The sequence below is a fragment of the Natronomonas gomsonensis genome, assembly GCF_024300825.1.
Taxonomy (GTDB): domain Archaea; phylum Halobacteriota; class Halobacteria; order Halobacteriales; family Haloarculaceae; genus Natronomonas; species Natronomonas gomsonensis.
Genome location: NZ_CP101323.1, coordinates 432,624 through 458,487, shown reverse-complemented (window position 1 = coordinate 458,487; position 25,864 = coordinate 432,624). Strand labels below are relative to the sequence as shown.

Sequence of the window (25,864 nt, the reverse complement as noted above, 5' to 3'; positions counted from 1 at the left end):
ATTCCGGTTCGAGATGTCAAAAATATGTGCACGAATATGTATATTCGAATCAGCGGACGGTTTTAATAGGGTACCGGTCGTCGTGGGTGCACATGACGACGTTCTTGGCAGCGACCGACAACGAGACGACCAGCAAACGACTGCGACGGTACCTGAAGGGCCGGGTCACCGACGACGACACGGTGTACGTCGTCAACTCCCTGAAAGGCGGCGACAGCACGTCCGACCGGGACGTCCTCGACGGAAAGGAGGCCGCCGAGGAACTCACGGAGTCGATTCCGAACGCCGAAACCCACCAACTCGTCCGTGGGAACGACCCCTCGACTGACATCCAGAAGTTCGTCGACCAGTACAACGTCGACGAGGTACTCATCGGCATCCGACAGCGGAGCAGAACCGGGAAAATCGTCTTCGGTTCCACCGCACAGGACGTGTTGCTGACCTCGGACGTGCCGGTCGTCGCAATCCCCCTCGACACATGAGCGCGGACGAACTCCAGTCGGCCCTCGACACGCTCGAAGCCGCACGGGACCTCGCCGACGGCGACGCCGAACAGCGACTCGACCGAATCGTCGAGAAGGTATCGAAGGCACTCGATGCCGGCCGGCAACTCGACCACGGTGCCCTCGCGCGGATGGACCGGACGCTGGACGAACTCACCGACGAGACGACCGGCGAGACGGCCGACGCCGTCGCGGACGCGAAAGCGGCGCTGATAACCTACCGGGAAGGCGTCCCGGGCGCGTAAATCAGTCGTCCAACTCGACGGCTCCTTCCTCAAGCAGATTCTCCGCGAGGATGGGTACGAACGTCCCGATGTCGGTGACCATGCCGACCGCCTGTGCGGACCCGCGGTCGAGCAGTTGTGTCACCGTCGCCGGGTTGATATCGACACAGACGACCCGCGTCGTCGACGGTAGACAGTTGCCGACGGCCACGGAGTGAAGCAGCGTCGACAGCATCAACACCATATCTGCCTCGTGGGCCTGCTCGCGGATGGCGTTCTGTGCCTCGATGGCGTCGGTGATGGTGTCGGGCAACGGGCCATCGTCCCGAATCGACCCCGCGATGACGTAGGGAACGTCGTTTTGGACACACTGATACATGACGCCGGATTCGAGGAGGCCCTCCTCGACGGCTTCCTCGATGCCGCCGGCGCGGATGACCTCGCTGATGGCGTAGATGTGGTGTTTGTGACCGTGTCGAGCGTGGTCCAGCGTCTCGGTGTTGACGCCGAGTGACGTGCCGTAGAGGTCACGCTCGATGTCGTGGACGGCGAAGCCGTTGCCGATAGAGAGGTAGTCGATGTACCCTTCTTCGACGAGCGAGGCGAGGTCCTCGCGTGCGCCGGAGTGGATGAGCGCGGGGCCGGCGACGACCAACACGTCGCCGCCCTCGGCTTTCGTCTCCTCGATGGCCTCGGCTATCTGCTCAATGGTCGATTCGGAGGGGCGTTCACTGGAGATGCCGCCCTGCATGAACCCGAAGGCGCCCTCCTGACTCCGGGGCCGTTCCGGCGGTTGGACTCGAATCCCGGTCTCGCCGGTGACCACTCGGTCGCCCTCCTCGATGGCATTGAGAACCTTCGTGTACGCGCGAACGCCCGAGTCGGTTTCCTCTACGATTACCGCACAGTCCATCTCGATGTGTTCGACGTCGACCCACTCGCCCTCGTAGCGAATCTGGGTGGGGTGGTTCGTCGTCGAGTAGAAGCCGTGCGGGACGACCTGGTCTTCGGGAGCCGGTTCCAGTTTCGCGTCGTTGGGGTCGGCGAGGTTCGCCCCGTTCTGGTGGAGTTCGTGGACGATGCGCTGGAGGTCCTCCTCGGTGTCGGCGGTGACGAGCATGCGGGCGTAGGACTCCTTATCCTTGTGGCGGCCGATGTCGAACTCCTCGACGTCGAAGGAGCCACCGTGGTCCATGACGATACCGAACGCGGCCTGCATCATCCCCGAGTCGATGATGTGGCCCTCCAACTCGACGACGCGAGAGACGCTCATATCGGTGCGTCGGTTCGGGTCGATAAGTCGGTTGTGGGTGAGAACTGCGATTCGGGTCGAATTTGGGTAAACACTGATACGTCGGTTGATACTGGATACCAGTGGGTGTGAGTGGGAGCGACCACTTCGACACCCGGAACGGAGGCATCCCTGTCCCCGCTTTTGCCAACAGACGAAAACGACGAGCGACGGCCGCGGGCCTTACGTCGACTGGCCGATGACCACCACGTCCGTTGTCCCGCCGAACGTTGTCGACTCGGAGCCACGGTTCTCCTCGGGGACGGCCCACGTTTCGACAGTGGCCTCGGCGGCGCCGAAGGTGTACGGCCCGCTGGCCTGAACGCCCTCTGGTGCCTCGATGAAGTAGGTGAACTTCACCGGACCGTCGTCGAGGTCGGATGCGGAGACGGTGCCGAAGTCGACCGTTCCGGCGTCGTTGTCGACAGATTCGTAGGTCCCGCCGTATTCGAGGAAGTTCCACTCCGGGGGGAACTGGTCGACCACACGGACGGAATCGGCCGCGTCGGTGTCGAAGTCCCGGAGCGTCACCGTGACGCGAGTGGCCTGTCCGCCCGTAAGCACCGTCGCGTCTTCCTCGCGACTACCACTGGCCGTCAAACCGAACTGCTCGGGCGGTTCGACCGATTCGACATCCTCGACGAGCGCGTCGAGTCCGGTGTCGAGGTCGGCGACTGTGAGACCCCCGGCCAGCGCCTCGGCCGTTTCGATGGCTGCCTCGGCGTCGACGAACCCGGCGCCCGTGTTCGTGACGGTGTATTCGGGGTTGAAGTCGGCCGCGCTGTGTTCCAAAACGCGGATGAGGTCGATGGGGGAGAGTTCCTCGCCGCCGCTTTCGGCACGGTAGGCCTCCTGGACCAGCATGGCGATGCCCGCCGCGCCGGGACAGGACATCGACGTACCCGAGAGGCGGCCGTAGAACGGTTCGGCGTCGCCCGTCTCGCCGAGCGGACCGAGCACGTCGGCTTTGTCCTGCGTGCTCAACACGAGGTTCCCGTGGGCGCTGATGCCGGGGCGGAACAGGGTCAGCGGCCGAGTCTCGGAGAGGTCGCCGTCGGCCTTCTCGTACTGTTCGTACTCGATGGTGTAGTCGGCCGCGACGGCGTCTTCGGGTTCGAGTTCGACGAGGTAGGTGTTCCCGCCGTCGACATCGACGGTGAGCGTGTCGTGTTGCTTCAACGGTTCCTCTCGGGACTGTGCGATTTCGACCCAGTTGCCGTTCTGTTCCTCGTAGACGCGCATCCGGACCCACTGGCCTTCGGGGTCCAGCGTCAGCGTCAAATCGACGAGGTCGACGTTCCCGAAGGTTTCGAGCCGCTCGTAGGCGGAACCGGTGTCCTCGTCGACGGCGGCCGCGCCCGGACTGCTGTTGACTGCGGGGCCGACGGTTCCGGTGAACGTGCCGCTGTCGACTGTCGCGTGGGTGCCGCGCTGGATGGCGTGGAATTCCCGGAGGTTCTGGAGCAACTGTTCGCGGTTGTAGAACGTCTCGTCGTCGACCTCACGACCACGCGAGGAGAAGTTCGTAATCGAGCGGTTGTTGACGTTGTCCTCGGGTGAAATGGTCTTCTCGGCGGCGCCGACGCCGAGGACGTGCGGTGCCTTCGCAAAGCGGTTGCCCGACCCGAGGTCCGGCCCGTCGTTGCCGTAGGAGAACACGGGGAGGACGCCCTCGTTGAACGCCTCCCACGTGGCGACGTTGACGGGGTCGTTCGGGTTGTAGACGTTGTTCCGGGAGACGCCGTAGGAGTTCGACACCACGTCGGGGTCGAACTCCGGTTCGGTTCGGATGCGGCCGAGGAGGTGGTCCCACGCCGCGACCACGTACGGGAGGTAGACCCCCTGAACGACAGCGTAGCTGGTGATGGTCGCGTCGGGTGCCATCCCCTCGTAGGTGCCGTTGACGCCGCCCTCGCCGTTGCCGGCGACGATGCCCGCACAGTGTTGGCCGTGGCCGACGGTGTCGGTGTCGCCGGGGCCGGCGTCGACCCACAGGGGGTCCCGCGGCCCGGTCGGTTCGTCGACGTACCGAAAGTTCGCCTCCACGCGGTCGGAGCCGATTCCGGGGTGGCTAGCGTTGAGCCCCGAGTCGATGACGACGACGTGGGCGTCCTCGCCGGTGTAGCCGAGGTCCTCGTGGACGGCTTCGACAGCCATCGACTGCCGGGAGGTGTCGTCGTTGTGCCACTCCAGTTGTTCGGTGCGCTTGACCCGCCGAACCGAGTCCCAACCGGCGACGGTCTCGATTTGGGCCGGCCGGAGGTGCGTCCACGCGATGCCGAGGTGTTCGAACAGGCGGTAGCCCTCTTCGAGATCGAGCGTGTCGAGCCGTTCGGCGTCGTCGGTCGAATCGAAGACGACGAGCGCCTCCTGAAGCCCGCCGTCGAGGTCGAACTCCTCGTCGAGAACCGCCGTCGAGACGACCGAGTTCGCCGCGGCCGTGCCTGCGAAGGCCGCCGTCCCGGCTGCGATGCCGATACCCTTCACGAACGTTCGTCTGTGTATGCCGTCGTCGCTCATCTGTATCAGGCACTCTCGAAGCCACACTTAATCCGATTCTGACAAACCCGTCCAAAGGTCCGGTCACTCGCCTTTTCGCGTGACTGACCACGACGAGTCCGTCGCGTCGGTCAGTCGGCGATACAGCCCGCGCAATCCCGCCGAGTCCGTCGCCGGGAGAACGTGGAACTCGACGGCACCGTCGCGGACCGCGACGCGGAACGTGTCGCCGGTGTCGTCGTCGTGGACGAGATACAGCGGCATCGGCAAATCGAACCAGTCGCCGTACCGATACGGGCCGGCGTCGAGAACCGACTCGACGACTGCAGCGAGAGCGTCGTCGTCGAAGTCGACGGTCGGCCGCACCGAAAACACCGTCTCGCCTTCGTACTCGACGCCGCCGCCCCGAGGGTAGCGACGCTCGGGAGGTGTCGGGATGGCGAACGTCGGGTCGTCGTCGTCGGCCACGGGGCCGCTACGGCGGCTTGTCGTTTAAATTCGCGGGCGGAGTCGACTCGACGGCCGGGGCGGACGAACCGCACGCCACCAGTCGGCTTCCTGTATCTTTATCCCCAACCGACGTGCACCGAACGGACATGGTAACCTTCGAACGGCCGCTTCCCGATTTGGGTACCGAGGACGACGTCGTCGTCAAACGAATCCTCGCGTTTCTCATTGACGCGGTCGGGTTCGGCCTCTTAGTCGGCGTCGTCTCCGAAGTTTTGGCAGTGATTTCCGAGACCCTTGGAGTGCTGGTCGGCGGCCTCGGGACGCTCCTGTTTTTCGCCTACTTCATCTACTTCGAGGCGGAGTACGGACAGACCGTCGGGAAGATGGTGATGGACATCGTCGTCGTCACCGAGGACGGCGACCCGATTACCTACCGCGACTCGGCCATTCGGACGCTGCTGCGAATCGTCGACGCACTGCCGTTCTTCTACGTCGTCGGCCTCGTCGCCATCTTCGTCACCGACCGCAAGCAGCGCGTCGGCGACCTCGTCGCCGATACCGTCGTCGTGAAGGCGAAGCCGACGGTCGACAAACTGTAGCGACCGACCCTTTTTATCGGATACCGCGACCAGACTGCCCGTGACCTGAGAGAGGCCGGCGGTCGGTCGAGGCCGTAGCGTGGGACCCGCCGCCGGATACGCATTCCCGCCTGTTCGCCATCCGTCCACCGCCGGCACCTATTTCGAATCGGAGCCCGTAGTCGCGGCTATGTGTGGCCGTTACAGCCTGTTCACGCCACCGGAGGAACTCGAAGCCCGCTTCGATGCGACGTTCGCCTTCGAATTCGAGCCGCGGTACAACGCCGCGCCGAGCCAACGGCTTCCGGTCATCACCGGAGCGCAACCCGACGCCATCCAGCGGCTCGAATGGGGGCTCGTCCCGCGCTGGGCCGACGACCGGAGCGACGGCCACATCAACGCCCGTGCGGAGACCGTCGACGAAAAGCCCGCCTTCGCCGAGGCCTACGAGCAACGGCGCTGTCTCGTTCCCGCCAACGGCTTCTACGAGTGGGCCGACACCGGAGACGGGAAACGACCCTATCGCGTCGCCTACGAGGACGACCGCCCCTTTGCGATGGCCGGCCTCTACGAGCGATGGACGCCAGACACGCTCCAGACCGGTCTCGGGGAGTTCGACGGCGGCGAGAGCGGGTCGACAGGGCAGGCCGACCCAGTCGAGACGTTCACCGTCGTGACGACGGAGCCGAACGGCGTCGTCGAGCCGCTACACCACCGGATGGCCGTCGTCCTCAGCCCCGACGAGGAGGGGGCGTGGCTCGATGGGGAGTCCGTCCCGCTGGACCCCGCCCCCGAGGACGACCTCCGGTCGTACCCCGTCTCGACGGCCGTGAACAATCCCGCCAACGACGGCCCGGAGTTGGTTCGGGAGGTCGAGGGGTGAATCCGTGCCGTGGGACCGGCCTGTGCCGGGCGAACGCCTAAACCGACGGGCGACGACTGGCCAACGATGACCGTCACCGACCGCCTGCCGCTCGGCGGCGAGGAGGAAACGGAACTCGACCCGTTTCTGGACCGCGCCGCTCGGTGGGCGACCGAGTTGGAGTACCGCGACGTGCCGCGTCCGGTGCGGTGGGCCGCACGCGCACAGTTGGTCAGCACCGTCGGTGCGGCGGTGTGGACGTGCTCTCATCCCCTCGGCGAGCGAATCGCGACGGCGTCCGAAAGCCACGCTGACGGCGACGCGACGTTCCTCGGTGGCACAGACCTGACGCCGGAGGGTGCGGCGGCCGGCAACGCGGCGCTGTCGATGGCGCTGGACTTCGACGACACCGTCCTCGGCGGTCACACCGGCCACAGCAGCGTCTTCGTCCCGCTTGCGTACGCCGAATCGACGGGGGAAAGCGGCGAACGACTGCTCGTCGCACATGTCGCCGCAAACGAAGTGGCCGCACGGCTGGCCGCCGCGGCGGCAATCGGTCCCTTCCGGGGACAACAGACCGCCTACATCCACGCGGTCGCTGCCGCGGTGGGACGAGCGGTCATCGAGGGCGACGATGCCGAAACGCTGAGCGACGCCCTCGGAACGGCGCTATTACAACCGCCGTGGCCGCTCGAATCACCGTTCCTCGGGAGCGATGCGAAGGTCTGGAGTGCGAGTGAACCGCTGAAGAGTGGTATCGCCGCCGTCGACTCCGCACGCGCTGGGCTCTCGGGCCGCCCGGACCTCACCGAAGCCGACGCGGGGTTCCTCGATTCCTTCGCCGACCTCCCATTGCCGGAGTTCTTGAAGGGGTTCGGCGAGCGTTGGCACACCCGCGCCGTGACGGTGAAGGGCGTCCCCGGCTGTGCGTACGTGACGGCGCCAATCGAGGCTGCATTGGAGGCTCGTGGGCGATTCGACCGCGGCCGAACCACCATCGAACGCGTCGACGTGTACGGGTCGCTGTTCGCAACGGAGGTCGACGACCGCGCCTCGCCGTACCTCGACGGGCCGAACAGCCCCGCCTCCGCGCTCTCGTTTACGATTCCGTTCAACGTCGCGGCGGCGCTCATCGACGGCGAACACACGCCGCGACAGTTGTCCGGACGGGTCGGTGACGCCGACGTCTGGCGGTTGGCCGACCGGGTGTTCCTCCACCACGACGCGTCGTTTACCATGGCTGCGCTGCAGTCAGAAGTGCCGGTGGGGGCGATGCTCCGCCGGGTCGGAGTCCCCGTCGTGGGGTACGCGGCGAAAACCGTCGGCGTCGGCGCGACGCTTCGACATCTCCCGACGCTGCTGCGGTTCGCCCGCAAGCGACCACTCCCGACCGACCTCTCCGAGGCCGACAAGCGGATGGGTGCCCGGGTCGAGGTGACCACCGCCGACGGCCGGACCATCGAGACGACCGTCGACCATCCCTCGGGGTTCGCCGGCAAGCCGCTCGAAGAGATACGGGCGGTCGCCCGCAACAAGTGTCGGTCGGGACTCGAAGCCGCCGGTGTGGGACCGTCGGATGCGACCCAACGCGTCGACGAACTGTTCGCCGTCGACAGCGCCCCGTCCGTCTCGCTTGGGGCGTTCGCTCCGGAGGAGTCACCGTGAAACCCGAACGCGTCGGTGCGGTCGTCAATCCACAATCCGGCAGCGGGAACGCGGCGGAGTTGTTCGCCGACCTGTCCGCGCAGTTCCCCGAGGCCGATGTCGATGCGGCCATCACGACCGGTGCAGACGACGTTCCCACCGCGGCGATAGAGCAAGCGAGGTGGGCCGACCTCGTGGTCGCTATCGGTGGCGACGGAACCCTCCGTGAAGTAGCCGCGGCGCTCGTCGATGCCGACATCGAAACGCCGCTGTTCGTCGTTCCGGCCGGCAGGGGGAACTCCTCGTATCGACATCTCTACGGCGATTCCGACTGGCGGAGCGTCGCCGCCCGGTTGGCCGACGGAATCGAGACGCGGCCGCTGGAGGTCGGTCGAGCCGACACGACACCTCGAATCGGCCCGACGTATTTCGTGCTCGGATTTACTGCCGGACTGTTCCGGAGCGCACTCGGCCACGCCGAGCGATTGCGACGCCTGCCCGGCCCGCTCGCGTACCTCCTCGCGACCGGGTGGGCGACGCTGGCCGACGACCCCGTCGAACTGTCGCTGTCGGTCGGCGGCGACCCGATGTATCACGGCGCCGCACGAATCGTCGCCATCGGCGGCGGCCGCTACCGCGGGAGCGACTTCGAACTGCTCCCGGAGTCCAGACGCGGCGACGGACTCCTCCACACCCTCGTTGTGGAATCGGTCGGGCCTCGTGAGGCCGTTCGACTCGCGAGGCGAGCCAGAGCGGGGCGGATAATCGAGGACCCGTCGGTTCGATACGCCACGGGTGAGACCGTACGGCTCCGTTCGGAGGCGGGACTCCCGGTCGAACTCGACGGAACGCCCGTCTCGGAGCCGGTAACTGCGGCCGAACTCGAAGTGGTCCCGGAGGCGCTGTCGGTCGCGTACCCCTCCGAGTGACCGCATCGGTGCATTTCGTCCAGCGATAGTGACCATAGAATTTATACCATGAGTGTATAATCCGTGTTCACAAATGGCGATAAATTCGACATCGGCCTCTGAGGCGGCCATCGAGCGGCCGATATCGGTCGCGTGCGTCGACGACTACGCGGAGCTGTGCGACCTCACCGCGGAGGGCCTCGAATCGACGAGCGGCCGGCTCCGGGCGACACCGATAACCGACCCGGAGACGGTGACAGACCGCCTCGATGAGTTCGACTGCATCGTCTCCGATTACGAGATGCCCAGTACCGACGGACTGGAGTTACTCCGACAGGTCCGCGTCCTCAACGACGACATTCCCTTCATCCTCTTTACAAGCGAAGGCTCCGAGAACGTCGCGAGCGACGCCATCTCGCTGGGCGTCACCGATTACATCACGAAATCGGGCGGATCAGAGCGGTTTACTCGCCTTGCACACCGAGTCGAGAGCGTCGTCGACGCACGGCGGGCGACCGAACAGGTCGAACGGACACGAGAGCAGGCCACCGAAGCCATCCGTACCGAACGCGCTCGGTTTCGAGCCCTCATCGAACACTCCCCGGCGACGGTGTGTGTCCTCGACGACACCGGCACCTTCCAGTACGTCAGCCCCTCGATGGAGGAGGTGACGGGGTTCGCGCCACGGGAACTCCGCGGCGAGAGCGCCTTCGATAGGGTCCACGACGAGGACCGCGAGCGCGTCGAACGCGAGTTCGCCAAATCGCTGTCGAACCCCGACTACCGACCCACCGTCGAGTACCGCTTCCGACACAAAAGCGGCGACTGGCGGTGCATCGAATCCCGAGGTGCCAACCGACTCGACGACCCGGACATAGATGGGTTCATCGTCAACAGTCGCGATATAAGCGAGCGTCGCGAAACCGAACGGCGCCTGCGTCGGGAGCGGGACCTCACCGACCGAATCCTTGAGGTAAGTCCGACGCCGTTGCTGTTGATGGAGCGGGACGGCCACATCCGGCGGGCGAACGACCGGGCCGCCGAGGTGTTCGGCATGGAGCGACAGGAGCTAATCGGTCTCTCACCGGCGGAGCCGTCGGTGACCTTCCGGAACGCCGACGGAGAACCGATTGCCGACGGTGAGTACCTCTGGGAGGTCGTCGCCAGCGCCGGAACCGCGATTCGAGGCGTCGACTGCGAAGCGTCGCTTCCGAGCCGGGATTTCTGGCTGACCGTCAGCGCCTCACCGATGTCCGGCGAGGACCGAACGCTCGTCGTCGTCTCAGTCGACGACATCGGTCCGTTGTGATGACGACTGCTGATGGGAAAGCCAAGCCGAGTTTTAAGAGGTAGATACGGTAGACAACGAGAGGATGGCGACAGACAAGGGTTTGCGAAGGGGGAAAGGCGGCCATCACACCCATCGTCGACGTGACACCCTCGGTGACGATAACAACACGTAAGTCCGGGGCGGCCGCCGGCCCCAACATGAAACAGGCACGCATCGAGACGCCCGACGGCGTTCTCAAAGGCGAGTACGACGACGACGGCACCGTCCACACCGAGGACGGGACGTACGAACCCGCTCAGTACGATTTGCTGGCGCCGTGTGAACCATCCGTGTTCTACTGTGTCGGTCGCAACTTCGGCGAGAAGGTCGACCAAATGGACTACGAGGTGCCGGAGATGCCGGACTTCTTCATCAAGCCGCCGGTCTCGCTGCACGACCCCGGGACGCCGATTCCGTACCCCACCTTCACCGAGGAGTTGACCTACGCCGGCGAGTTGGCCGCCGTCATCGACACCGAGTGCAAGAACGTCGACGAAAGCGAGGTCGACGACGTGGTGCGCGGCTACACCATCCTCAACGACCTCGACTGTCTCGACCAGGAGCGCCGCACCGCCCGGAAGGCGTTCGACTCCTCGGGACCGCTCGGCCCCGTCGTCGCCGACGTCGACCCCGTCGGTCTCGACATGACGACCCACATCAACGGCGAACTCCGACAGGAGGACAACACCGAGAACATGTTCATCAAGCCGCGAGAAGTGATTTCGTTCCTCTCGGAGCGCTTTACGTTCAAGCCCGGCGACGTGATTTCCTTCGGCAGTCCCGCAAACCCCGGGCTGTTGGAGCGCGGTGACGAAATCGAAATCCACTACGAGGGAATCGGGACGCTGCGAAACACCGTCGAGTAGTCGGCCGTTACCCGATGTTGACGACGGTGACGGGACGTTCGGACTCCTTGACGACGCGTTCGGTCGTACTGCCCAGATGGAGGCGTTTCTCGCGGCCCGTTCGACCGTGCGTTCCGAGAACGAGAAGGTTGAGGTCGTTGTCGGCTGCGTAGGCGAGAATCTCCCGGTGAGGGACGCCCTCGGTCGTCGCGGTCGTGGCCTCGATACCCGCCTCTGCGGCCCGGTTCGCGAGACCCTCAACGGCCTCGGTCGCGTCGTCGGAGAGTTCGGAACGGACGGCCTCTTTTTCGTCGGTGTCGGCAGCCAAGACGACGCGCCGGTCGATTATCGAGATGATGTGGAGGTCGGCGTCGAAGGCGGTTGCGACTCCGATGGCGTGTTCGAGCGCCTCGGCAGCCCCGTCACTTCCGTCAGTCGGCAACAGCACGGAATCGTACATGAAATCCACTCCGGGGGCCACCCACTTCAAACGGGCTGTCCCGGATTCGGGGACGGCGCGACCGTCGGAAACGTTTTTATTCTGCCCTTCCTGAAACGGGTTGTGGCAGACGATCGTAGCATCGAGGATGTCCTCGATACAATTGGCGACCAACACGCACGGACGGTACTGGCAGCGATTAGTCGCCAGCCTCGTTCGGCGAAGGAACTCGCCGAAGAGTGTGATTTGTCGCTTCCGACCATTTACCGGCGGCTCGAACTGTTACAGGACCACGAACTCATCATCGAGCAGACGGCCGTCGCCGAGGACGGCAACCACTACAACGTCTACGAGTGCAACTTCGACAGCACCGTCATCCAACTGGAAGACGACGAGTACAAGGTCCGCATTTATCGACGCGAGAACCTCCCGGACCGCTTCACGCAGTTGTGGGACGACCTCGGCGCCGAGTGAGACGAACGCGTTCGTGTCGACTCCGCCGTCCGGGCGGGTGGTTTTAATACGACGGCAGGAATCCCCCGCACATGGTCGATATCCTGCAGGGCGTGTTGATTCTGATGCGACTCGTTCTCTTCGGCCTCTCGCTCGGACTGACGCTCATCAGTTTTCAGGCGTACTCCAAGCGGGGGTCGGACCGACTCCAGTACGCGTTCATCGGGTTCGCGTTCATCAGCATGGGCGTCGCGATGACGAACCTCACGACACAGGTCGGCGTGAGCGGTGACCTCGGCCGGCAGTTGTTCTACCTACAAATCGCCGAGACGGTGCCGTTTATCGTCGGCTTCGCGATGATTTACATGTCGCTGTATCGCTAGCCACCCACTTTTTGTACGCTCCGGCGGTCGCGCGCCGTTCGGCGCGCGACACGCCTCCGCGGCAAAACTTGGGGGAAAATAGCGCGTACTCCTTCGGTGGCCTGCGGCCACCTCAGTCCGTGCGCGCTACCGACGCCTCACGCCTTCGGCGTTCGGCATCGGGGAAACGCCTCGCTTGCGCTCGGCGTACACTCACGATAAAAGGGCCAAATCGAGGCTTACGGCGAAAATCTCAGCGCCACTCCTCGACGACGGTGGCGCCGGAGCCACAGAACAGACACCGCTCGCCGTGTCGAAGCGCGACCAACTGTCGACCGCAGTTCAGACAGTGCAGCAGTTCGCGGTCGCCCGCCTCCAGTTCCGCGCGTATCTCGTCGGTCTGTGGCGGGATGGCGTGGTCGGGTCGCCGCAGGTTCCGGTCGCGTTTCTCGGGCACGTTCGTCATACGCACTCGACCGATAAGAACCTCTCTTCCGCAGCAACGGCCCTCGTCAGCGGTCAGTTCGTTGTGATGAGTTCGACCACGTCCCGGTGGTCAAGTTCGTGGTCGCCGCCGATTTGTCGGCCGGCACGGCAGTCGACGCCGTGGAGCAGGCCGTCGCCGAGGTCCGAGTGGATGTGGTAGGCGAAATCCGAGGTGGTCGCATCCGGCGGCAACAGGAAGCAGTCCGGGAGGATTTTGCCGTCCGCAGTGCCGAGGCCGCCCGAAGAGCCGGGGAACACCGCCAGCAGGCCGAGCGTGTCGAACAGCGCGGTCTCCAGTGCGGCTTGGACGCCGGTGCCGTCGTACTCGGCGGCGAACTCGGCGATGCGGTCGAGGCCGGCGGCTTGTTCCTCAGAGATGTCGCCGACTATCTCGAAGTCGGTGCTGCCGGGGACGTACTCGACGACGCCGTTTTCGTCGGCCGCCTTCAGCGCCTTCTCGGCGTGGGCGCTGGCGGGGACAATTTCGAGGTGGTCGTAGTCGGGGTCCGACGTGATTTCCTCGTAGTTGGCCTGTGCTTCGGGGGTGTCCATCTTGTTGGCGGCGATGACGATTGGTTTGGTTGCCTGCCGAATCTCTCTCGCCAACGTCTCGCGGTCGTCTCCGTCCCACTCGGCAGGTTCGAAGCCACAGCCAACCCGGCGGATGAGACGCTTGATTTCGTCTTCGTTGGTCCGGAAGGCGGTCATCTGCTCTGCGAGTTCGACTTCGATGTCCGTCTCGGCGGTGTTGTAGGCGCCCTCGTAGCGCTCGATGCCGCGTTCGAGGATGTCGAGATACCACATGTCGAGTTCGTCTTCGAGGAACTCGATGTCGTCGCGGGGGTCGTGGCCCTCGGTGGGTTCGCCCTCGGCGTCGGTCGTCCCCGAGAAGTCGACGACGTGGACCAACACGTCAGCCTCGTTGAGGTCGGTGAGGAACTGATTGCCGAGGCCGGCGCCCTCGTGGGCGCCGGGGATGAGTCCGGCCACGTCGACGAGTTTGACGGGGACGAACCGCTCGCCCTTCCGGCAAAAGCCCGAATCGGGCGTACAGGTCTCTTCGAATTCGGGAGCAGCACAGGGGACGCGGACGTACGCTTCGCCGATGGAGGGGTCGATAGTCGTGAACGGATACGCACCCTCCGGCACGTCGTTCATCGTCGCGGCGTTGAAAAACGTGGACTTGCCGACCGAGGGCTTGCCGACGAGTCCGACCGTATAGCTCATACTGTCGGTTGCTCGCTGGCGCCCAAGAGGGCTTCCATCGGCGCCGTCAGTGCGTTTCGGTGACACACTGCAGTCGGTTTCGACTGACGATTCGGCGCTCGATACCGAGCGGAGTTTAAATCGGACGTAACCGCTACGGTGGGTATGGCAACGGACCACGCCACGGCCGTCGAGACGGAGGGCGTCGAGTCGGAGTCGACCGCTTACATCTCGCCGACCGCCGATTTCCTCCTGTTGTTCGGTGCGACACTGCTCGTCGCGCTCACAGCCGCCGCCGTTATTACGCCCTGACTCGACAGGTCGCCCAGTGAGCGCCGACACGCCCGCCCGGAGCCCCTTCGAGTTGCTCGCCGACGCCGAGCGACCGCTGTGGGTCGCGGCGGTGCTTCTGTACGGCGTCGGTGACACCGCGACGACGTTCTGGGGCCTTTCCGCTGGCGGGGCCGCCGAAGCCGGCCCCATCGCCGGGGCGTTCATCCACGCCTACGGCCCGGTCGCGCTGTTGGGCCTCAAGGCAGTCGTGTTCACGCTGTTTTACCTAGCGTGGCGCGTGTTGCGGACGCCCGGCCGAACGGCCGTCCCGCTGGCGCTGGCGGTCGTCGGCGGACTCGTCACGGCGTGGAACCTGCTGGTGCTGTCGGGAACGCTGTGAGCGTCTCGGGTCGCGAACCCGACACGGCCGACCGCCCGGAGAATCAGTTCGCCTCGGTACCGTCGGCCTGCCCGCTGGGAGTTGGGTCGGCCAGGACGAACTGCAGGAGGACGCTCACGGCGAGATAGACGACGGCACCCACCAGTACGACGAGAGCGATTTCGTCGGCTACTTCGAGGGTCAGGTTCGTGTACGGGTAGCCATCGGTCTCCAGTCGGGCGACGAACACGATAGGGTACAGCGACAGCGGAATGGCCAACACTGCGGTACAGCGCCGAATCGTCCGTTGGAGGGCATCGGACATGGATGGTGGTCGGGGTCGGATGTCAAAAAAATCCCTCCTCGACCGGGAACCGCTCAGTCCTGATGTGGGAACTGTTCGGCGATGCGCTGGGTGCCTCGACAGCGACGAGGCCCGGCCTTCCGAACGAGGCGTTCGCGTTCCGGGAATGAAACGCTCGCAGCGATTCAGAGGACGAACAGCGCGAGTTGATACAGCAGTCCGAGAACGAACGCGGCCACGAGAACAGCCGAGGAGGCCACGACGACGGGCGACAGTTGCTGTTCTTCCTCGACGATGTAGTCGGTCATACGCGTTCCGAGAGCGCCGGGCGGAAAAAGCGTTGCGTCACCGCCGCCGTACTCGGCCGCTCCTGACAGCCATCTCACCGGAGGGCGAACCGATATCACCCTCCCGGTGGAACGGGGGCGTATGACCTTCGGCTCGGACGACGAGATACACCGCCGACTCGATTCGGACGGCCGGCCGCTGGACGACGGCTACGAACCGCCGCTGTCCGACGAGCAGTTGGTGGAGTTGTACGCCGACATGCGGCTGGCCCGGCACTTCGACGAGCGGATGATAAGCCTCCAGCGGCAGGGCCGTGTGGGCACCTACGCCTCGCTGGCAGGACAGGAGGGGTCACAATTCGGGTCGATGTACGCCGTCGACGACGCCGACTGGATACTGTACCAGTATCGGGAACACGCCGCCGTCGTCGACCGCGGGCCGCTGGCGGAGTACGTCCGCTACTGGATGGGCCACGAGTCGGGAAACGCCGCACTAACCGACCACAACATCGCGCCGCTGAACATCTCCATCGCGGGCCATATCCCCCACGCGACAGGGATGGCGTGGGCGTCGAAACTGCAGGGCGACGACAACGCCATCGTCTGTCACTTCGGGGAGGGTTCGACCAGCGAAGGCGACTTCCACGAAGGGCTGAACTTCGCCGGCGTCTTCGACGTTCCGGCAGTGTTCATCTGCAACAACAACGGGTGGGCCATCTCCCATCCGGCCGACGAGCAGACCGCCAGCGAGTCCTACGCCGAGAAGGCGGCCGCCTACGGACTTCCCGGCGTCGTCGTCGACGGGATGGACCCGCTTGCGACCTACGAGGTGGTCTCGGAGGCGCTCGCGAAGGCGAAAGACCCCGACGCCGAGACGCGGCCGACGCTCGTCGAGGCGGTCCAGTACCGCTTCGGTGCCCACACGACCGCCGACGACCCCACCGCCTACCGCGACGACAGCGAGGTCGAACAGTGGAAGGAGTGGGACCCGATACCCCGGATGGAGACGTTCCTCAGGGAGCGGGGGTCCCTCGACGAGGAACGAATCGACACCATCGACGAGGAGGTCCAGGAGACCGTTGCCGACATCATCGACCGCGGGACCGATGTCGAGGCCGACCCTGAGGACCTCTTTGCGGACGCCTACGCCGAACCGACCCCGCGGGTCCAAGAAGGTCAGGAGTACCTCCAGCGACTCCGCGAGGAGTACGGCGACGAGGCACTGCTGGACGGGGAGTAAATCGCCCGCCTCTTCCGCCTCGACAACCTTTATTCCCGGAAGACCGTACGGCTAGCATATGGATTCGCTTCCGGGTCGGTCGTTCGGTCGGGTGACCGCACCCGAACTCGCGGTGTTCGTCTCCGGCGTGGCGAGTATGGGGCTGGAAATCCTCGCCGGCCGCATGGTCGCCCCCCAGTTCGGCAGCAGCATCTACACCTGGGGGAGCATCATCGGCGTGTTCCTCGCGGCGCTGAGCCTCGGGTATCACTACGGCGGCAAGCGCGCCGCCGAACGCGCCAGCGTCGACCGCCTGACGTGGCTGTTGCTCGGGACGGCCGCCTACGTCGCGCTGTTGATTTTCGCGGGCGACTTGCTGTTGGCGGCGGGGTCGTCGTTCCCGCTTCCCAGTCGGTTCGCCTCGCTGCCGGCCATCACGCTGCTGTTCGGTCCGCCGACGTATCTGCTCGGCTTCATCAGTCCCTACGCGGCCGAGTTGTCGAACACGGAAGAAATCGGCGAGGCCTCCGGTCGGGTGTACGCGCTCGGAACGGTCGGAAGTATCCTCGGCGCGTTCGGTACGACCTTTTTCCTCATCCCCTCGTTCGGCATCGAGGCTATCAGTTTCCTGTTTGGTCTGCTGTTGGTCGGGACGGCGCTGTCCATTGCGCTGCCGTCGATGAACCGCGAACCGCTGTTCGCCACGGTCGGCGTCACGGTGCTTCTCGTCGCCGCCATCGGTAGCGGTGCCGTCGGCGTCTCGACGGGTGGACAGGTCGTCTACCAGACCCAGACGCCGTATCAGGAACTCGAAGTGGCAGACCTCGGCGACACCCGGACGCTGTATCTCGACGGCCAACGCCACAGCGCGATGGACCTCGACGACCCGAACCGCCACGTCTTCGAGTACACGCGATACTTCCACATGCCGTATCTGTTCGCGAAGGACCCCGACGACATCGACAGAGTGCTGTTCGTCGGTGGCGGTGGGTTCACCGGCCCGAAACGGTTCGCCGCCGAGTACAACGCCACCGTCGACGTGGTGGAAATCGACCCCGAAGTCATCGACGTAGCCAAGCAGTACTTCCGCGTCGAGGAGTCGGAGCAACTCAACATCCACAACGGCGACGGCCGTCGGTTCCTTCGGAACACCAACCACACCTACGATCTCATCGTCCTCGACGCCTACAAGAAGGACAAGGTGCCGTTCCAGTTGACGACGGTGGAGTTCATGCAGTTGACCAACGACCGCCTCTCGGAGGACGGCATCCTGTTTGCGAACCTCATCTCAGCGCCGAGCGGGCCGGCCTCGGAGTTCTACCGCGCCGAGTACCGAACGATGGAGCAGGTGTACCCGCAGGTGTACAGTTTCCCGACCGCCGGGTCGAGCGTCGTCCAGAACATCGAAATCGTCGCCACGAAGAACCCCGAACAGGTGACCGAAGCCGAACTGCGCGAACGGAACCGCCAGCGCGACATCGGCATCGACCTCGAAAGCGAAATCGGAAGCTATCGGAACGACGAACCGACCGACGACGTACCGATACTCAGAGACGACCGCGCGCCGGTCGACAGCCTGCTGGACCCGATGGTGGGCCAGCGGTACGTCATCGAGCAGACGGCACCCGGAAACGAGACGGCCGGCTGAACGCCGTCAACCACCCCCGGACGCCGAGAGCGCGGAATGGTCGACCTCGTAAATCGTCACCGCCTCGTTCTCGAAGGCGACGGATAACTCCGGTCGCTCGTCGAACGCCCGAAGGTTCTCGCCGTACTGTTCGCGCTCGTTGGGGCCGACGTAGACGTACTGCACCTCGTAGGTTCGGAGCGTCGCTGCGGCGTCGGACCACGGCCCGGCGTAGACGGCGTCGACCTCCTCGGCGCGGCGCTCGAATGCCTCGACGCCGCGATACCCCTGTTGGTGGTCCCATCCGATGACCGCGGGCAGGCCAGTCAGCGTCGAGGCGGGACTGCTCCAGCGGTACGTCGCCCGACCCGGCGCCTCGACGATGGTCGGCGTCCCCTGCCGGTCGTCGAGCCAGTGAATGGCCTCCATCTCTTCGGCGTGCCAGTGTTCGTGGGTCGCCAGTCCGTCGAGAGTCGCCTCGCGGTCGGCGGCCGCGTCGGAGCCGACTTCACCGGCGAACGTCAGGACTGCGAACGGACTGCTCAAGAGGATGACGGCGACGACCAACGTTCCGGCGACCACAGCGGAGCGCGTCGGCGTCGGCATCGATGGAATCCGACCGGTCACGTCTTCTGCCCCACCGTCCGCGCGAGCGGCAGTGTCGGTCGATGTCTCGGTGGGTTCACTCGACAGTCGCTCCGCGAGATACTGGCGTGCGTCCGTGAGGACGAGCGCGCTCGCACCGCCCATCCCCGCCGCGGCGAGGGTCCACCCCTGGACGGCGACCTTCAGCGTCGTGTTCCAGCGAATCTGGGTCGGCGGCCACACCTTTGCGTAGACGATTTCCATCGACAGAATCAGCCCGACACCGGCGACGAGCAACAGTCCCTCGAAGCCGATGCGGTCCGTTCGGAGGAGCCACCACGCACCGAGCAACAGCGGGCCGGTGACCGCCAGCACCGCGAAGTCGACGAGCCAGAGCAAGGCGGCGACGGCGGCCAGCCCCGACAGCGAGACGGCGACGACGGCGACCGGCGAGGCGTCACGAATCGCCTCGCGGCCGCTGTAGAGCAGGTAGCCGGCGAACAGCGCCAGCACGTTGCCGTAGATGACGAGGAAGGGCCAGATATCGGTTCGCGGCGGCAGGAAGCCGACGCCCTCGTTGGTCGGGACGTTGCCGAAGATGAGGAACGGAGAGGCCAAGGCGACGCCGACCAATCCGACGCCCGCCGCGAGGACGCCCGCGAGGACGATACGCCACAGTTCGGCGCCGAGCCATTCGAGTCGACCGCCGGATTCGGGGTCGGCATCGACGGCCAGTCGGTCACCGACGCCGGGAAGCAGCGTCGCCGGGTGGGCGTCGGCGGCAGCGAGTGCGAGCCACGCCAATCCGACGACGGTCGGCAGCGACCACGTGTTCATGAACCCGAAGACGCCCGCGACGAGTCCCATCCCGCCGTAGACGACGGCGAGGCGTCGGCCGCGTTCCTCGGCCGGCGTCAGATAGTAACTGAGCGCCAAGGCGGCGGCAAAGAGAATGTAGCCGTTGGCCAGCGCGTGGCCGTGGAGGTCGGACTTCACGAAGGAGTACAGCGGGAACTCTTGGAGGGTGTTGGGGACGACGTATCGGGTGTAGAACCAACCCCACTCGAAGGGATTGCTCAGTCGAACGACGGCCTCCTCGTAGGGCATGTGCCGGACCGCGTCGAAGGCGGGCCGGCCGTACTCGAGGGCGGTTTCGCGGGGAAGCAGGCCGAAGCCGAGGCGGACGGCGGTCGTCAGCGCGCCCGCGAGGGCGACGAAGAACACGCCGAGTGCGCCGCCGAGACGGTAGGACCGACCGCGGAGCGCCGTCGCCGCGCCGACGAGACCGTACGCCGACACGACGAGGAAGCCGTAGAACGCTGCGATACCGAGGTTGAACCCGTACCGCGGTGCGGTGTCGGTCAACAGCGTGTAACTGGCGACCTGCATCTGGGTGCCGTAGTAGTACCGGAGCGGTTCGCCGGCGAACCAGAAGTCCTCGGGTGGAAGCGTCTCCGCTCGCAACAGCGCCTTCACCAATCCGAAGTGGAGGAACTGTTCGCCACCGGCCGGCGTGATGCCGGCGTTGTACATCCGGAAGGAGACGAGAAACAGGAAGCCGACGGCGAAGACGGCGTAGCCACCGGCGACGGCGCGCCACTCCGGTTCAGCGCCGCGGCGATACGCCAGCGCCGACGCCGCGACGACGAGACCCAGGCCGACGACGACGGTGTGGAGACCGAAGGTCACCTGTCCCAGCCAGAACACCAACAGCGCAAGCGGGACGACGGCCGCCGGGAGGGCCAGCGCCGCACCGCGGCGGGGAAGCCGCGGGAAAGCGGCCGCCGCCAGCGGCGCGCCGACCGCGGTCAGGGCCGCGAACGCAACGAGCCACTTCAGGACGATAGCGAGTTCGAGCACGGGTACGTTCGGCCGCGCTTCGGGCGTAAACCTTCTGGATTACGGGATGTTCCGACCGGTGACGGGCGATTACTCCGCCGACGTGTCCGGGTCATCGGGCGCGCTTTTGATTCGGAGCGTCGAGATACGGGCGCCGTCGACGCTCGTCACTTCGATGACGTACCCCTCAGCCTCGATGTTGTCGCCGACTTCGGGTGCCCGCCCGAGGCGGTCGAACACAAATCCGGCGAGCGTCTCGAAGCCCTCGGTCTCAAAGTCGGTGTCGAGGGTGTCGTTGATGGCCGACAGCGTAACCGACCCGTCGGCATCGTAGGTGTCGTCGTCGACGCTGCGTATCGAGTGTTCGCGGCGCTCGGCATCGAACTCGTCGCGGAGGTCACCGACGATGGCCTCAACGACGTCTTCGACGGTCGCGATGCCTTCGAGGGCGCCCCACTCGTCGATGACGGCAGCCATCTGTCGCTGTTCGTCCCGGAACTGCAAGAGGAGGTCGTTGACCGTCATCGTCTCCGGAACGACGATGATTTCGCGTGCAAGGTCGCCAGCGGTCGCCGACTCGGAGCCGGTCTCGGCAGCGCGGAGCACGTCTTTCACGTCGACGAATCCGACCACACGGTCGGCGTCGTCGGCCTCGACGACGGGGTAACGCGTGTGCTCGGCGTCAAGCACCGTCGACCGGAGGTCGGACAGCGACAGGTCGGCCGGGACGCTCACCACGTCCGGTCGCGGCACCATCACCTCTCGAACCACGGTGTCGTTGAGGTCGAACACGCGCTCTATCATGTCGACTTCGGCCATCTCGACGTGGCCCTCTTCGCCCGACCGCATCAAGACGCGACGGATTTCGCGCTCTTCGAGCGTCTCGTTGCTCTCGGAGGCCGGCGGGACTCCCAGCAGGCGGGTGAAGGCGTTGGCAGTGCCGTTGAACACGACGATGCCGGGTTTGAACAGGTAATAGGAGAACTTCATCGGCGGGGCCAGCAACAACGAGACTCGCTCGGCGTCAGCGATTGCAATCGTCTTCGGTGCGAGTTCGCCGAAGACGACGTGGAGGAACGTGATGAAACTGAAGCCGATTGCGAACGCCACGAGGTGGATGAGACTCGCCGGCAGTACGGATTCGAGAATTGGCTCGATAAGTGCCGCGACGGCCGGTTCGCCGATCCAACCGAGGCCGAGCGAGGCGATGGTGATGCCGAGTTGCGTCGCCGCGAGGTAGTCGTCGAGGTTCGCCATCACGTCCTGTAGGACGCCGGCCCCAGCGCGTCCCTCCTCGGCCAGTTGTTCGACCGACGTAGACCGGACCCGGACGAAGGCGAACTCCGAGGCGACGAAAAAGCCGTTCAGGACGACGAGGAACAGGGCGAGGAGGACCCGCGCCGCGGAGAAGGCGACGTCTACCATCGTCGCCTCCGGGGAACGCGTCCGTTCGAGCATCGAGTGAACATACTGCCGTCTCGTGGGGGTGATTATTAAAACGAGGCTGTCGGGAATCGGTCGAAACCCGTTCCTGCCCCTTCTGTAGCGCCGTCGCTATCGGAGCAGTCCTCGAAAGAAGCGAAGTTACGCGGCGTCGCCGTGTAGCGACGATGCAGTAACCGTAATTAAGCGCGGACGACGTTCGTCGCGCGCGGGCCCTTGGGGGCCTGTTCGATCTCGAATTCGATTTCCGTCCCTTCTGTCAGATCCTCACCGCCAACGTCCTCCATGTGGAAGAAAACGTCGTCGTCAGAGTCCTCAGTCGCGATGAAACCGTAGCCGCCCGTGTCGTTGAAGAAATCAACCTTACCGTTTACCATTGCAAGTAACCGAAGTAGAGGCACACTGATAAGGGTTCCGTATACGTCCGCTATAATCCAATATTAGTAAACGTACATCCAAAGTAGACGCTTTTTCAAACACAGAACGGACCATAATGGCCATATCTGAGAAATAATGTCCGATTCATCACAACCAACGCATACTTCGGTGGAACCCACAATTCTAACGCATCCGACATTTCCTGTGGACTGTTGTCATGGGTGGGCGCGGTTCTGACCGGCGTCTACGCGGCACGAGAATTCGATTTTCGCCGGTGGTGTCTCTACATCATACCGTATCGTCGCCCGGGAAGATGCTCTTCGGAAGATACGCTGACACCGTCCACATCGGTCGGTTCACGACCTGGTTGATTTTCAAATCGACCGCGGCCGAACAGAGGAGATACGCCTCATCGCGAGTGAGTCCCCGCACCGCTTCGAGGTGGTCGACCATGTGACGGACGGCCAGTTTGGTCGCCTCCATGAGTTCGTCGGCGACACCCGCCGTTCCGTACGTCGGTCCGTCCACCCCATTCGCCGTGAACGGTCCCGTCGTCTCGAACTGTGGACCGTCGACGTTCATATCCGACCGCACCGAGAGTCGAGCAGTGACGAACATCGGAGCCTCGATACCGGTCACGCACACCTCCCCATCACCCTGTGCCGCGTGGCAGTCGCCGATGCTGAGCAGCGCGCCCTCGGTCTCGACCGGGAGGTACAGCGTCGACCCCGTGGTGAGGTGTTTGATGTCTATGTTCCCGCCCACCCGCCTCGGTGGGACGGTGCTGTGGGTCCCCGGTTCCGACGGCGCGACGCCGACGACGCCCGGAAACGGATGCAGCGGGACTTCGATTCCGTCGACGAACCGTCCGACTTCGCCGTCGAGGTCCCACACGTGGAGTCCGGGGTCCTCGAAGGACTCCGGAAGCAGTCCCTTCCCCGCATCGCCCGGATAGAAGTAACTCACACCGAACCCCTTGTGCTGGAACTCGAGGAACTCGACGGCGAGTACGTCCCCCGGTTCGGCCCCCTCGACCCGAACGGGGCCGGTCAACGGATGCCCCTCGAAGGACATCGTTTCGAGGGCTTCGACCGTCGACTCGCTGTCGAAGTGCCCGTCCGGTGCCCCTCGACAGTCGAATCGCACGACTGACCCCGGTTCGACCGACGCAATGGGGTCGAAAGCGGCACTCCAACCTCGGTGGACGTTCTCGTCTCGGGCGCTTATCTCCCGGTCGACAGTGGGTTCCGGTGACATACCCGACGAACGGACCGAGTGGGCTAAGAACTGTTCACTGGCCCCGGGGACCACCGGGTTACCGAGCGTCAGAACCGTTCGCAGTCGTCAATCCACTAGCGGATTCGACTGGACTGTTCTACCTCGAGGGGGTCACGTTCTATCGCTGCTGGGACTCGACTTACTCACGCCCGCTCGGTTTTGAGACTCCATAACTAATGACGTATCCCTACTGCTACCGATATGGAGACCACTACAATCGCGGCGTCGGTCAAACACCAGTTGTCGGCCGGGGTTGCTAGCTTGGTCCCGCTACAATTGTCAGGCGATTTCCTTCAGTGGGCGGTGATATTTTTCGTAATTGCAATCGTCGCAGCAGTCCTCGGTGCACGCGGGGTCGCCGGAGTCACGATGACCATCGCAAAGTGGTTCGTCATCATCTTCTTGGTGTTGGCTGTGATTTCGCTTCTCCTTTGAGCACCCCGAACGACAGCGAGGACGCCACCACACGTCGTTAAACGACCTCACGTCAGAAATCACCTAAGAGACTGGCACCGGTCTCACGACTCGTCTTCTATGTATGGTCGCTCCCGACACGCCGCAGGGAGCCACTCGGTTCGGCACTGCCGCCAGCGGCGCCGGCACCAGTGAACCAACCGAACATCCATGTCATCGCGGCACGTATAGACATCAATGCGTGTTCTCGTCGTTGGAGCGACCGGGTTCGTCGGCGGGCGGCTCGTCGAGTCACTGCGCTCGGCCGGCCACGAAGTCGTTGCCTTCTCCAGAAGCGCGAGTCAGTCGAGGTTCCCGGACGACGTTGAAATATTCCAAGGTGACCTCAGTAATCCGGCATCGCTGGAGGGGCTCTGTGAGGGAATCGACGCGGCCTACTACTTGATTCACTCGCTGACGGCCGAGAATTTCGCGGAGTTAGACCGGACCTACGCCCGCCGGTTCCGAGAACTAGCATCGGAAGCCGGCGTCGACAGAGTGATTTACCTGAGCGGCATCAGCGGCGACGAACGAAACCTCTCGCCACACCTCGCCTCCCGTCGAGAGGTCGAGTCGGTGCTCGAAACCGGGAGCTTCGATTTGACCGTCCTCCGAGCAGCGATTATCATCGGTTCCGGCAGCGCGAGCTTCCGCATCGTCGACGACCTCACCGACCGCCTGCCCGTGATGACGGTCCCGAAGTGGGTGCGGACGCCGTGTCAGCCGATTGGCATCGACGATGCCATCGCCTACCTAATCGGCGTCCTCGACGTCGAAGAGACTCGAGGCGGTATCTACGACATCGGCGCGCCGACAGTGTGGTCCTACGAGTCACTGCTCAAATTGACCGCCAAAGAAAAAGGAAAGCGTGTCCTAATCGTGCCGGTTCCGATAATGTCTCCGGCACTGTCTTCACACTGGCTCCGACTGACGACGGACGTCCAGTACGACATCGCCCGGCCGTTAGTCGAGAGTATGCGAAACCCCGTGACCGTCGACCCCAAGCGGGACCTGCAGTCGGTCGTTCCCATCGAACAGACGCCGGTCGAGGTGGCAGTCCAGCAAGCGCTTGCAGAAGGCTAATCAGGGCCCCACGGGAGGGCCCTCCTGAACCGGTATCGCTCGAACCCGACGGAGTTCCGCGAGATGGGCTTCGGCATCCGCCGACAGCGGGAACGTTCCGCTGAGGTCCGCTACCGTTCGTCCGTGTACCAACCGGCCGAACGTAGCGCCCCCGACAGCGTAGGTTCGTTCCAGCCCGTCGACGAGCGAGTCAGCGAAGCCCATCCGACCGAGTACCCGCCCGACGGTCTCTTCGCCGACGTGGACGTCGTCATCCTCGACGAAGATGAACGCGAAGGGTCGGGCGTCGAACTGCGCTTCGAGGAACGCCTGTACTGGCTCGGAGTCCCAGCGGGCGGCCACGAGTTCGTCCGACCGACGGGTCGCCGCCTCGACGGCCGCGCGGAACAGCGGGTTGCTACCGTCGTAGACGAGAAGCGACTTTTCACGTGTCCTCTAGGTGCGTCGGGGATTTGAGTGTTTGCGAGCGAGTCGGACGGTCGTCCACTTCACGTCCCTTCGTAGATGCACGGGTAGAAAGCTGGCCTCGGCACTCATAAAGAATCAGTCCTATCTAGGACATAAAAGAGTTGACACGTAATTGTGTCATGTCCGAGGTCGAGGGAGCGAACCCGCTCTTCTCCTGGCATATCGGAG

29 protein-coding genes are annotated in these 25,864 nt (G+C 64.6%); 16 read left to right on the top strand and 13 right to left on the bottom strand.

Annotated elements, in window-relative coordinates:
- Positions 1-92 precede the first annotated feature (92 nt).
- Both NMP98_RS02575 and NMP98_RS02570 read left to right on the top strand, forming a co-directional pair.
- A complete protein-coding gene (locus NMP98_RS02575; protein ID WP_254860005.1) occupies positions 93-482 on the top strand; it encodes a universal stress protein in 390 nt (129 codons plus the stop codon).
- On the top strand, positions 479-748 hold the full coding sequence (locus NMP98_RS02570) for a DUF7553 family protein (protein ID WP_254860004.1): 270 nt from the start codon (positions 479-481) through the stop codon (positions 746-748). The genes NMP98_RS02575 and NMP98_RS02570 overlap by 4 nt, the downstream gene beginning before the upstream one ends.
- 1 nt (position 749) lies before the next feature.
- Here NMP98_RS02570 and NMP98_RS02565 read toward each other — a convergent pair whose 3' ends face one another.
- From NMP98_RS02565 to NMP98_RS02555, 3 genes are all read right to left on the bottom strand, one after another.
- The gene (locus tag NMP98_RS02565) at positions 750-2,000 is read right to left on the bottom strand and encodes an ornithine cyclodeaminase, nickel-pincer nucleotide-dependent (RefSeq protein WP_254860003.1); all 1,251 of its coding nucleotides are present in this window, start codon (positions 1,998-2,000) and stop codon (positions 750-752) included.
- Positions 2,001-2,201: 201 nt separating this feature from the next.
- Positions 2,202-4,538 (bottom strand): S8 family serine peptidase, encoded by a 2,337-nt coding sequence (locus tag NMP98_RS02560; RefSeq protein ID WP_254860002.1) that lies wholly within the window; start codon positions 4,536-4,538, stop codon positions 2,202-2,204.
- A gap of 63 nt (positions 4,539-4,601) precedes the next feature.
- Complete coding sequence (locus tag NMP98_RS02555) at positions 4,602-4,985, bottom strand: hypothetical protein (RefSeq protein ID WP_254860001.1); 384 nt, start codon at positions 4,983-4,985, stop codon at positions 4,602-4,604.
- A 128-nt stretch (positions 4,986-5,113) separates the two neighbouring features.
- Between NMP98_RS02555 and NMP98_RS02550 the strand changes: the two genes are divergently transcribed.
- The 6 genes from NMP98_RS02550 (at position 5,114) to NMP98_RS02525 (ending at position 11,155) form a co-directional block, all read left to right on the top strand.
- Positions 5,114-5,566, top strand: a complete 453-nt coding sequence (locus NMP98_RS02550; RefSeq protein WP_254860000.1) for an RDD family protein — start codon at positions 5,114-5,116, stop codon at positions 5,564-5,566.
- Between the two features lie 169 nt (positions 5,567-5,735).
- Entirely contained in the window at positions 5,736-6,428 is a 693-nt protein-coding gene (locus NMP98_RS02545; protein WP_254859999.1) for an SOS response-associated peptidase, read from the top strand.
- A gap of 66 nt (positions 6,429-6,494) precedes the next feature.
- Positions 6,495-8,072 carry an MmgE/PrpD family protein gene (locus NMP98_RS02540; RefSeq protein ID WP_254859998.1) on the top strand — a complete coding sequence of 526 codons (1,578 nt, stop codon included), beginning with the start codon at positions 6,495-6,497 and terminating at the stop codon, positions 8,070-8,072.
- Positions 8,069-8,980 (top strand): diacylglycerol/lipid kinase family protein, encoded by a 912-nt coding sequence (locus tag NMP98_RS02535; protein WP_254859997.1) that lies wholly within the window; start codon positions 8,069-8,071, stop codon positions 8,978-8,980. The genes NMP98_RS02540 and NMP98_RS02535 overlap by 4 nt, the downstream gene beginning before the upstream one ends.
- A gap of 73 nt (positions 8,981-9,053) precedes the next feature.
- Positions 9,054-10,268, top strand: coding sequence for a PAS domain-containing response regulator (locus tag NMP98_RS02530; protein ID WP_254859996.1), 1,215 nt, complete (start codon positions 9,054-9,056; stop codon positions 10,266-10,268).
- A 179-nt stretch (positions 10,269-10,447) separates the two neighbouring features.
- A complete protein-coding gene (locus NMP98_RS02525) occupies positions 10,448-11,155 on the top strand; it encodes a fumarylacetoacetate hydrolase family protein (protein ID WP_254859995.1) in 708 nt (235 codons plus the stop codon).
- A 7-nt stretch (positions 11,156-11,162) separates the two neighbouring features.
- Here NMP98_RS02525 and NMP98_RS02520 read toward each other — a convergent pair whose 3' ends face one another.
- A complete protein-coding gene (locus tag NMP98_RS02520; protein WP_254859994.1) occupies positions 11,163-11,594 on the bottom strand; it encodes a universal stress protein in 432 nt (143 codons plus the stop codon).
- Positions 11,595-11,696: 102 nt separating this feature from the next.
- On the opposite strand from NMP98_RS02520, the gene NMP98_RS02515 reads away from it, so the two are divergent.
- Positions 11,697-12,047: a winged helix-turn-helix domain-containing protein gene (locus NMP98_RS02515; protein WP_254859993.1), complete on the top strand. Its 351-nt coding sequence runs from the start codon at positions 11,697-11,699 to the stop codon at positions 12,045-12,047.
- 71 nt (positions 12,048-12,118) lie between these two features.
- Positions 12,119-12,409 carry a DUF7521 family protein gene (locus tag NMP98_RS02510; protein ID WP_254859992.1) on the top strand — a complete coding sequence of 97 codons (291 nt, stop codon included), beginning with the start codon at positions 12,119-12,121 and terminating at the stop codon, positions 12,407-12,409.
- 232 nt (positions 12,410-12,641) lie between these two features.
- Here the strand turns inward: NMP98_RS02510 and NMP98_RS02505 are convergent, their stop codons facing one another.
- A complete protein-coding gene (locus NMP98_RS02505; protein WP_254859991.1) occupies positions 12,642-12,854 on the bottom strand; it encodes an SGF11 family protein in 213 nt (70 codons plus the stop codon).
- 53 nt (positions 12,855-12,907) lie between these two features.
- Positions 12,908-14,101, bottom strand: a complete 1,194-nt coding sequence (locus NMP98_RS02500; RefSeq protein WP_254859990.1) for a redox-regulated ATPase YchF — start codon at positions 14,099-14,101, stop codon at positions 12,908-12,910.
- Positions 14,102-14,245: 144 nt separating this feature from the next.
- Here NMP98_RS02500 and NMP98_RS02495 point away from each other — a divergent pair, with 144 nt between their 5' ends.
- Together NMP98_RS02495 and NMP98_RS02490 are read left to right on the top strand one after the other, a co-directional pair.
- Positions 14,246-14,392, top strand: coding sequence for a hypothetical protein (locus NMP98_RS02495; RefSeq protein ID WP_156708017.1), 147 nt, complete (start codon positions 14,246-14,248; stop codon positions 14,390-14,392).
- A gap of 16 nt (positions 14,393-14,408) precedes the next feature.
- Positions 14,409-14,753 carry a DUF5658 family protein gene (locus tag NMP98_RS02490; RefSeq protein ID WP_254859989.1) on the top strand — a complete coding sequence of 115 codons (345 nt, stop codon included), beginning with the start codon at positions 14,409-14,411 and terminating at the stop codon, positions 14,751-14,753.
- A 43-nt stretch (positions 14,754-14,796) separates the two neighbouring features.
- Here NMP98_RS02490 and NMP98_RS02485 read toward each other — a convergent pair whose 3' ends face one another.
- A complete protein-coding gene (locus tag NMP98_RS02485) occupies positions 14,797-15,057 on the bottom strand; it encodes a hypothetical protein (protein ID WP_254859988.1) in 261 nt (86 codons plus the stop codon).
- A gap of 164 nt (positions 15,058-15,221) precedes the next feature.
- A complete protein-coding gene (locus tag NMP98_RS19405; protein WP_268105338.1) occupies positions 15,222-15,344 on the bottom strand; it encodes a hypothetical protein in 123 nt (40 codons plus the stop codon).
- Positions 15,345-15,465: 121 nt separating this feature from the next.
- Here NMP98_RS19405 and NMP98_RS02480 point away from each other — a divergent pair, with 121 nt between their 5' ends.
- Positions 15,466-16,563 carry a thiamine pyrophosphate-dependent dehydrogenase E1 component subunit alpha gene (locus NMP98_RS02480; protein WP_254859987.1) on the top strand — a complete coding sequence of 366 codons (1,098 nt, stop codon included), beginning with the start codon at positions 15,466-15,468 and terminating at the stop codon, positions 16,561-16,563.
- Between the two features lie 58 nt (positions 16,564-16,621).
- On the top strand, positions 16,622-18,190 hold the full coding sequence (locus tag NMP98_RS02475; RefSeq protein ID WP_254859986.1) for a spermidine synthase: 1,569 nt from the start codon (positions 16,622-16,624) through the stop codon (positions 18,188-18,190).
- Positions 18,191-18,196: 6 nt separating this feature from the next.
- On the opposite strand, the gene NMP98_RS02470 is transcribed toward NMP98_RS02475, so the two are convergent.
- The 4 genes from NMP98_RS02470 to NMP98_RS02455 all read right to left on the bottom strand — a co-directional run bounded on the left by NMP98_RS02470 (position 18,197) and on the right by NMP98_RS02455 (position 23,671).
- A complete protein-coding gene (locus NMP98_RS02470; protein ID WP_254859985.1) occupies positions 18,197-20,614 on the bottom strand; it encodes a DUF2298 domain-containing protein in 2,418 nt (805 codons plus the stop codon).
- Positions 20,615-20,683: 69 nt separating this feature from the next.
- Positions 20,684-22,018: a hemolysin family protein gene (locus NMP98_RS02465; RefSeq protein ID WP_254859984.1), complete on the bottom strand. Its 1,335-nt coding sequence runs from the start codon at positions 22,016-22,018 to the stop codon at positions 20,684-20,686.
- A gap of 200 nt (positions 22,019-22,218) precedes the next feature.
- Positions 22,219-22,413 carry a cold-shock protein gene (locus tag NMP98_RS02460; RefSeq protein ID WP_156708026.1) on the bottom strand — a complete coding sequence of 65 codons (195 nt, stop codon included), beginning with the start codon at positions 22,411-22,413 and terminating at the stop codon, positions 22,219-22,221.
- Between the two features lie 289 nt (positions 22,414-22,702).
- The gene (locus NMP98_RS02455; RefSeq protein ID WP_254859983.1) at positions 22,703-23,671 is read right to left on the bottom strand and encodes an acetamidase/formamidase family protein; all 969 of its coding nucleotides are present in this window, start codon (positions 23,669-23,671) and stop codon (positions 22,703-22,705) included.
- 222 nt (positions 23,672-23,893) lie between these two features.
- Between NMP98_RS02455 and NMP98_RS02450 the strand changes: the two genes are divergently transcribed.
- Both NMP98_RS02450 and NMP98_RS02445 read left to right on the top strand, forming a co-directional pair.
- Positions 23,894-24,127, top strand: a complete 234-nt coding sequence (locus tag NMP98_RS02450; RefSeq protein ID WP_254859982.1) for a DUF1328 domain-containing protein — start codon at positions 23,894-23,896, stop codon at positions 24,125-24,127.
- Positions 24,128-24,343: 216 nt separating this feature from the next.
- A complete protein-coding gene (locus NMP98_RS02445; protein ID WP_254859981.1) occupies positions 24,344-25,228 on the top strand; it encodes an NAD(P)H-binding protein in 885 nt (294 codons plus the stop codon).
- Here NMP98_RS02445 and NMP98_RS02440 read toward each other — a convergent pair whose 3' ends face one another.
- Positions 25,229-25,570, bottom strand: coding sequence for a hypothetical protein (locus NMP98_RS02440; protein WP_254859980.1), 342 nt, complete (start codon positions 25,568-25,570; stop codon positions 25,229-25,231).
- Positions 25,571-25,864 lie beyond the last annotated feature (294 nt).

Excerpts from the sequence above, each read along its gene's own strand:
- NMP98_RS02570 (WP_254860004.1), top strand. The coding sequence starts at position 479 with ATGAGCGCGGACGAACTCCAGTCGGCCCTCGACACGCTCGAAGCCGCA.
- NMP98_RS02505 (WP_254859991.1), bottom strand. The coding sequence starts at position 12,854 with ATGACGAACGTGCCCGAGAAACGCGACCGGAACCTGCGGCGACCCGAC.
- NMP98_RS02545 (WP_254859999.1), top strand. The coding sequence starts at position 5,736 with ATGTGTGGCCGTTACAGCCTGTTCACGCCACCGGAGGAACTCGAAGCC.
- NMP98_RS02460 (WP_156708026.1), bottom strand. The coding sequence starts at position 22,413 with ATGGTAAACGGTAAGGTTGATTTCTTCAACGACACGGGCGGCTACGGT.
- NMP98_RS02445 (WP_254859981.1), top strand. The coding sequence starts at position 24,344 with ATGCGTGTTCTCGTCGTTGGAGCGACCGGGTTCGTCGGCGGGCGGCTC.
- NMP98_RS02520 (WP_254859994.1), bottom strand. The coding sequence starts at position 11,594 with ATGTACGATTCCGTGCTGTTGCCGACTGACGGAAGTGACGGGGCTGCC.
- NMP98_RS02565 (WP_254860003.1), bottom strand. The coding sequence starts at position 2,000 with ATGAGCGTCTCTCGCGTCGTCGAGTTGGAGGGCCACATCATCGACTCG.
- NMP98_RS19405 (WP_268105338.1), bottom strand. The coding sequence starts at position 15,344 with ATGACCGACTACATCGTCGAGGAAGAACAGCAACTGTCGCCCGTCGTC.
- NMP98_RS02510 (WP_254859992.1), top strand. The coding sequence starts at position 12,119 with ATGGTCGATATCCTGCAGGGCGTGTTGATTCTGATGCGACTCGTTCTC.
- NMP98_RS02540 (WP_254859998.1), top strand. The coding sequence starts at position 6,495 with ATGACCGTCACCGACCGCCTGCCGCTCGGCGGCGAGGAGGAAACGGAA.
- NMP98_RS02485 (WP_254859988.1), bottom strand. The coding sequence starts at position 15,057 with ATGTCCGATGCCCTCCAACGGACGATTCGGCGCTGTACCGCAGTGTTG.
- NMP98_RS02465 (WP_254859984.1), bottom strand. The coding sequence starts at position 22,018 with ATGGTAGACGTCGCCTTCTCCGCGGCGCGGGTCCTCCTCGCCCTGTTC.
- NMP98_RS02560 (WP_254860002.1), bottom strand. The coding sequence starts at position 4,538 with ATGAGCGACGACGGCATACACAGACGAACGTTCGTGAAGGGTATCGGC.
- NMP98_RS02455 (WP_254859983.1), bottom strand. The coding sequence starts at position 23,671 with ATGTCACCGGAACCCACTGTCGACCGGGAGATAAGCGCCCGAGACGAG.
- NMP98_RS02525 (WP_254859995.1), top strand. The coding sequence starts at position 10,448 with ATGAAACAGGCACGCATCGAGACGCCCGACGGCGTTCTCAAAGGCGAG.
- NMP98_RS02495 (WP_156708017.1), top strand. The coding sequence starts at position 14,246 with ATGGCAACGGACCACGCCACGGCCGTCGAGACGGAGGGCGTCGAGTCG.
- NMP98_RS02475 (WP_254859986.1), top strand. The coding sequence starts at position 16,622 with ATGGATTCGCTTCCGGGTCGGTCGTTCGGTCGGGTGACCGCACCCGAA.
- NMP98_RS02480 (WP_254859987.1), top strand. The coding sequence starts at position 15,466 with ATGACCTTCGGCTCGGACGACGAGATACACCGCCGACTCGATTCGGAC.
- NMP98_RS02550 (WP_254860000.1), top strand. The coding sequence starts at position 5,114 with ATGGTAACCTTCGAACGGCCGCTTCCCGATTTGGGTACCGAGGACGAC.
- NMP98_RS02575 (WP_254860005.1), top strand. The coding sequence starts at position 93 with ATGACGACGTTCTTGGCAGCGACCGACAACGAGACGACCAGCAAACGA.
- NMP98_RS02450 (WP_254859982.1), top strand. The coding sequence starts at position 23,894 with ATGGAGACCACTACAATCGCGGCGTCGGTCAAACACCAGTTGTCGGCC.
- NMP98_RS02530 (WP_254859996.1), top strand. The coding sequence starts at position 9,054 with ATGGCGATAAATTCGACATCGGCCTCTGAGGCGGCCATCGAGCGGCCG.
- NMP98_RS02500 (WP_254859990.1), bottom strand. The coding sequence starts at position 14,101 with ATGAGCTATACGGTCGGACTCGTCGGCAAGCCCTCGGTCGGCAAGTCC.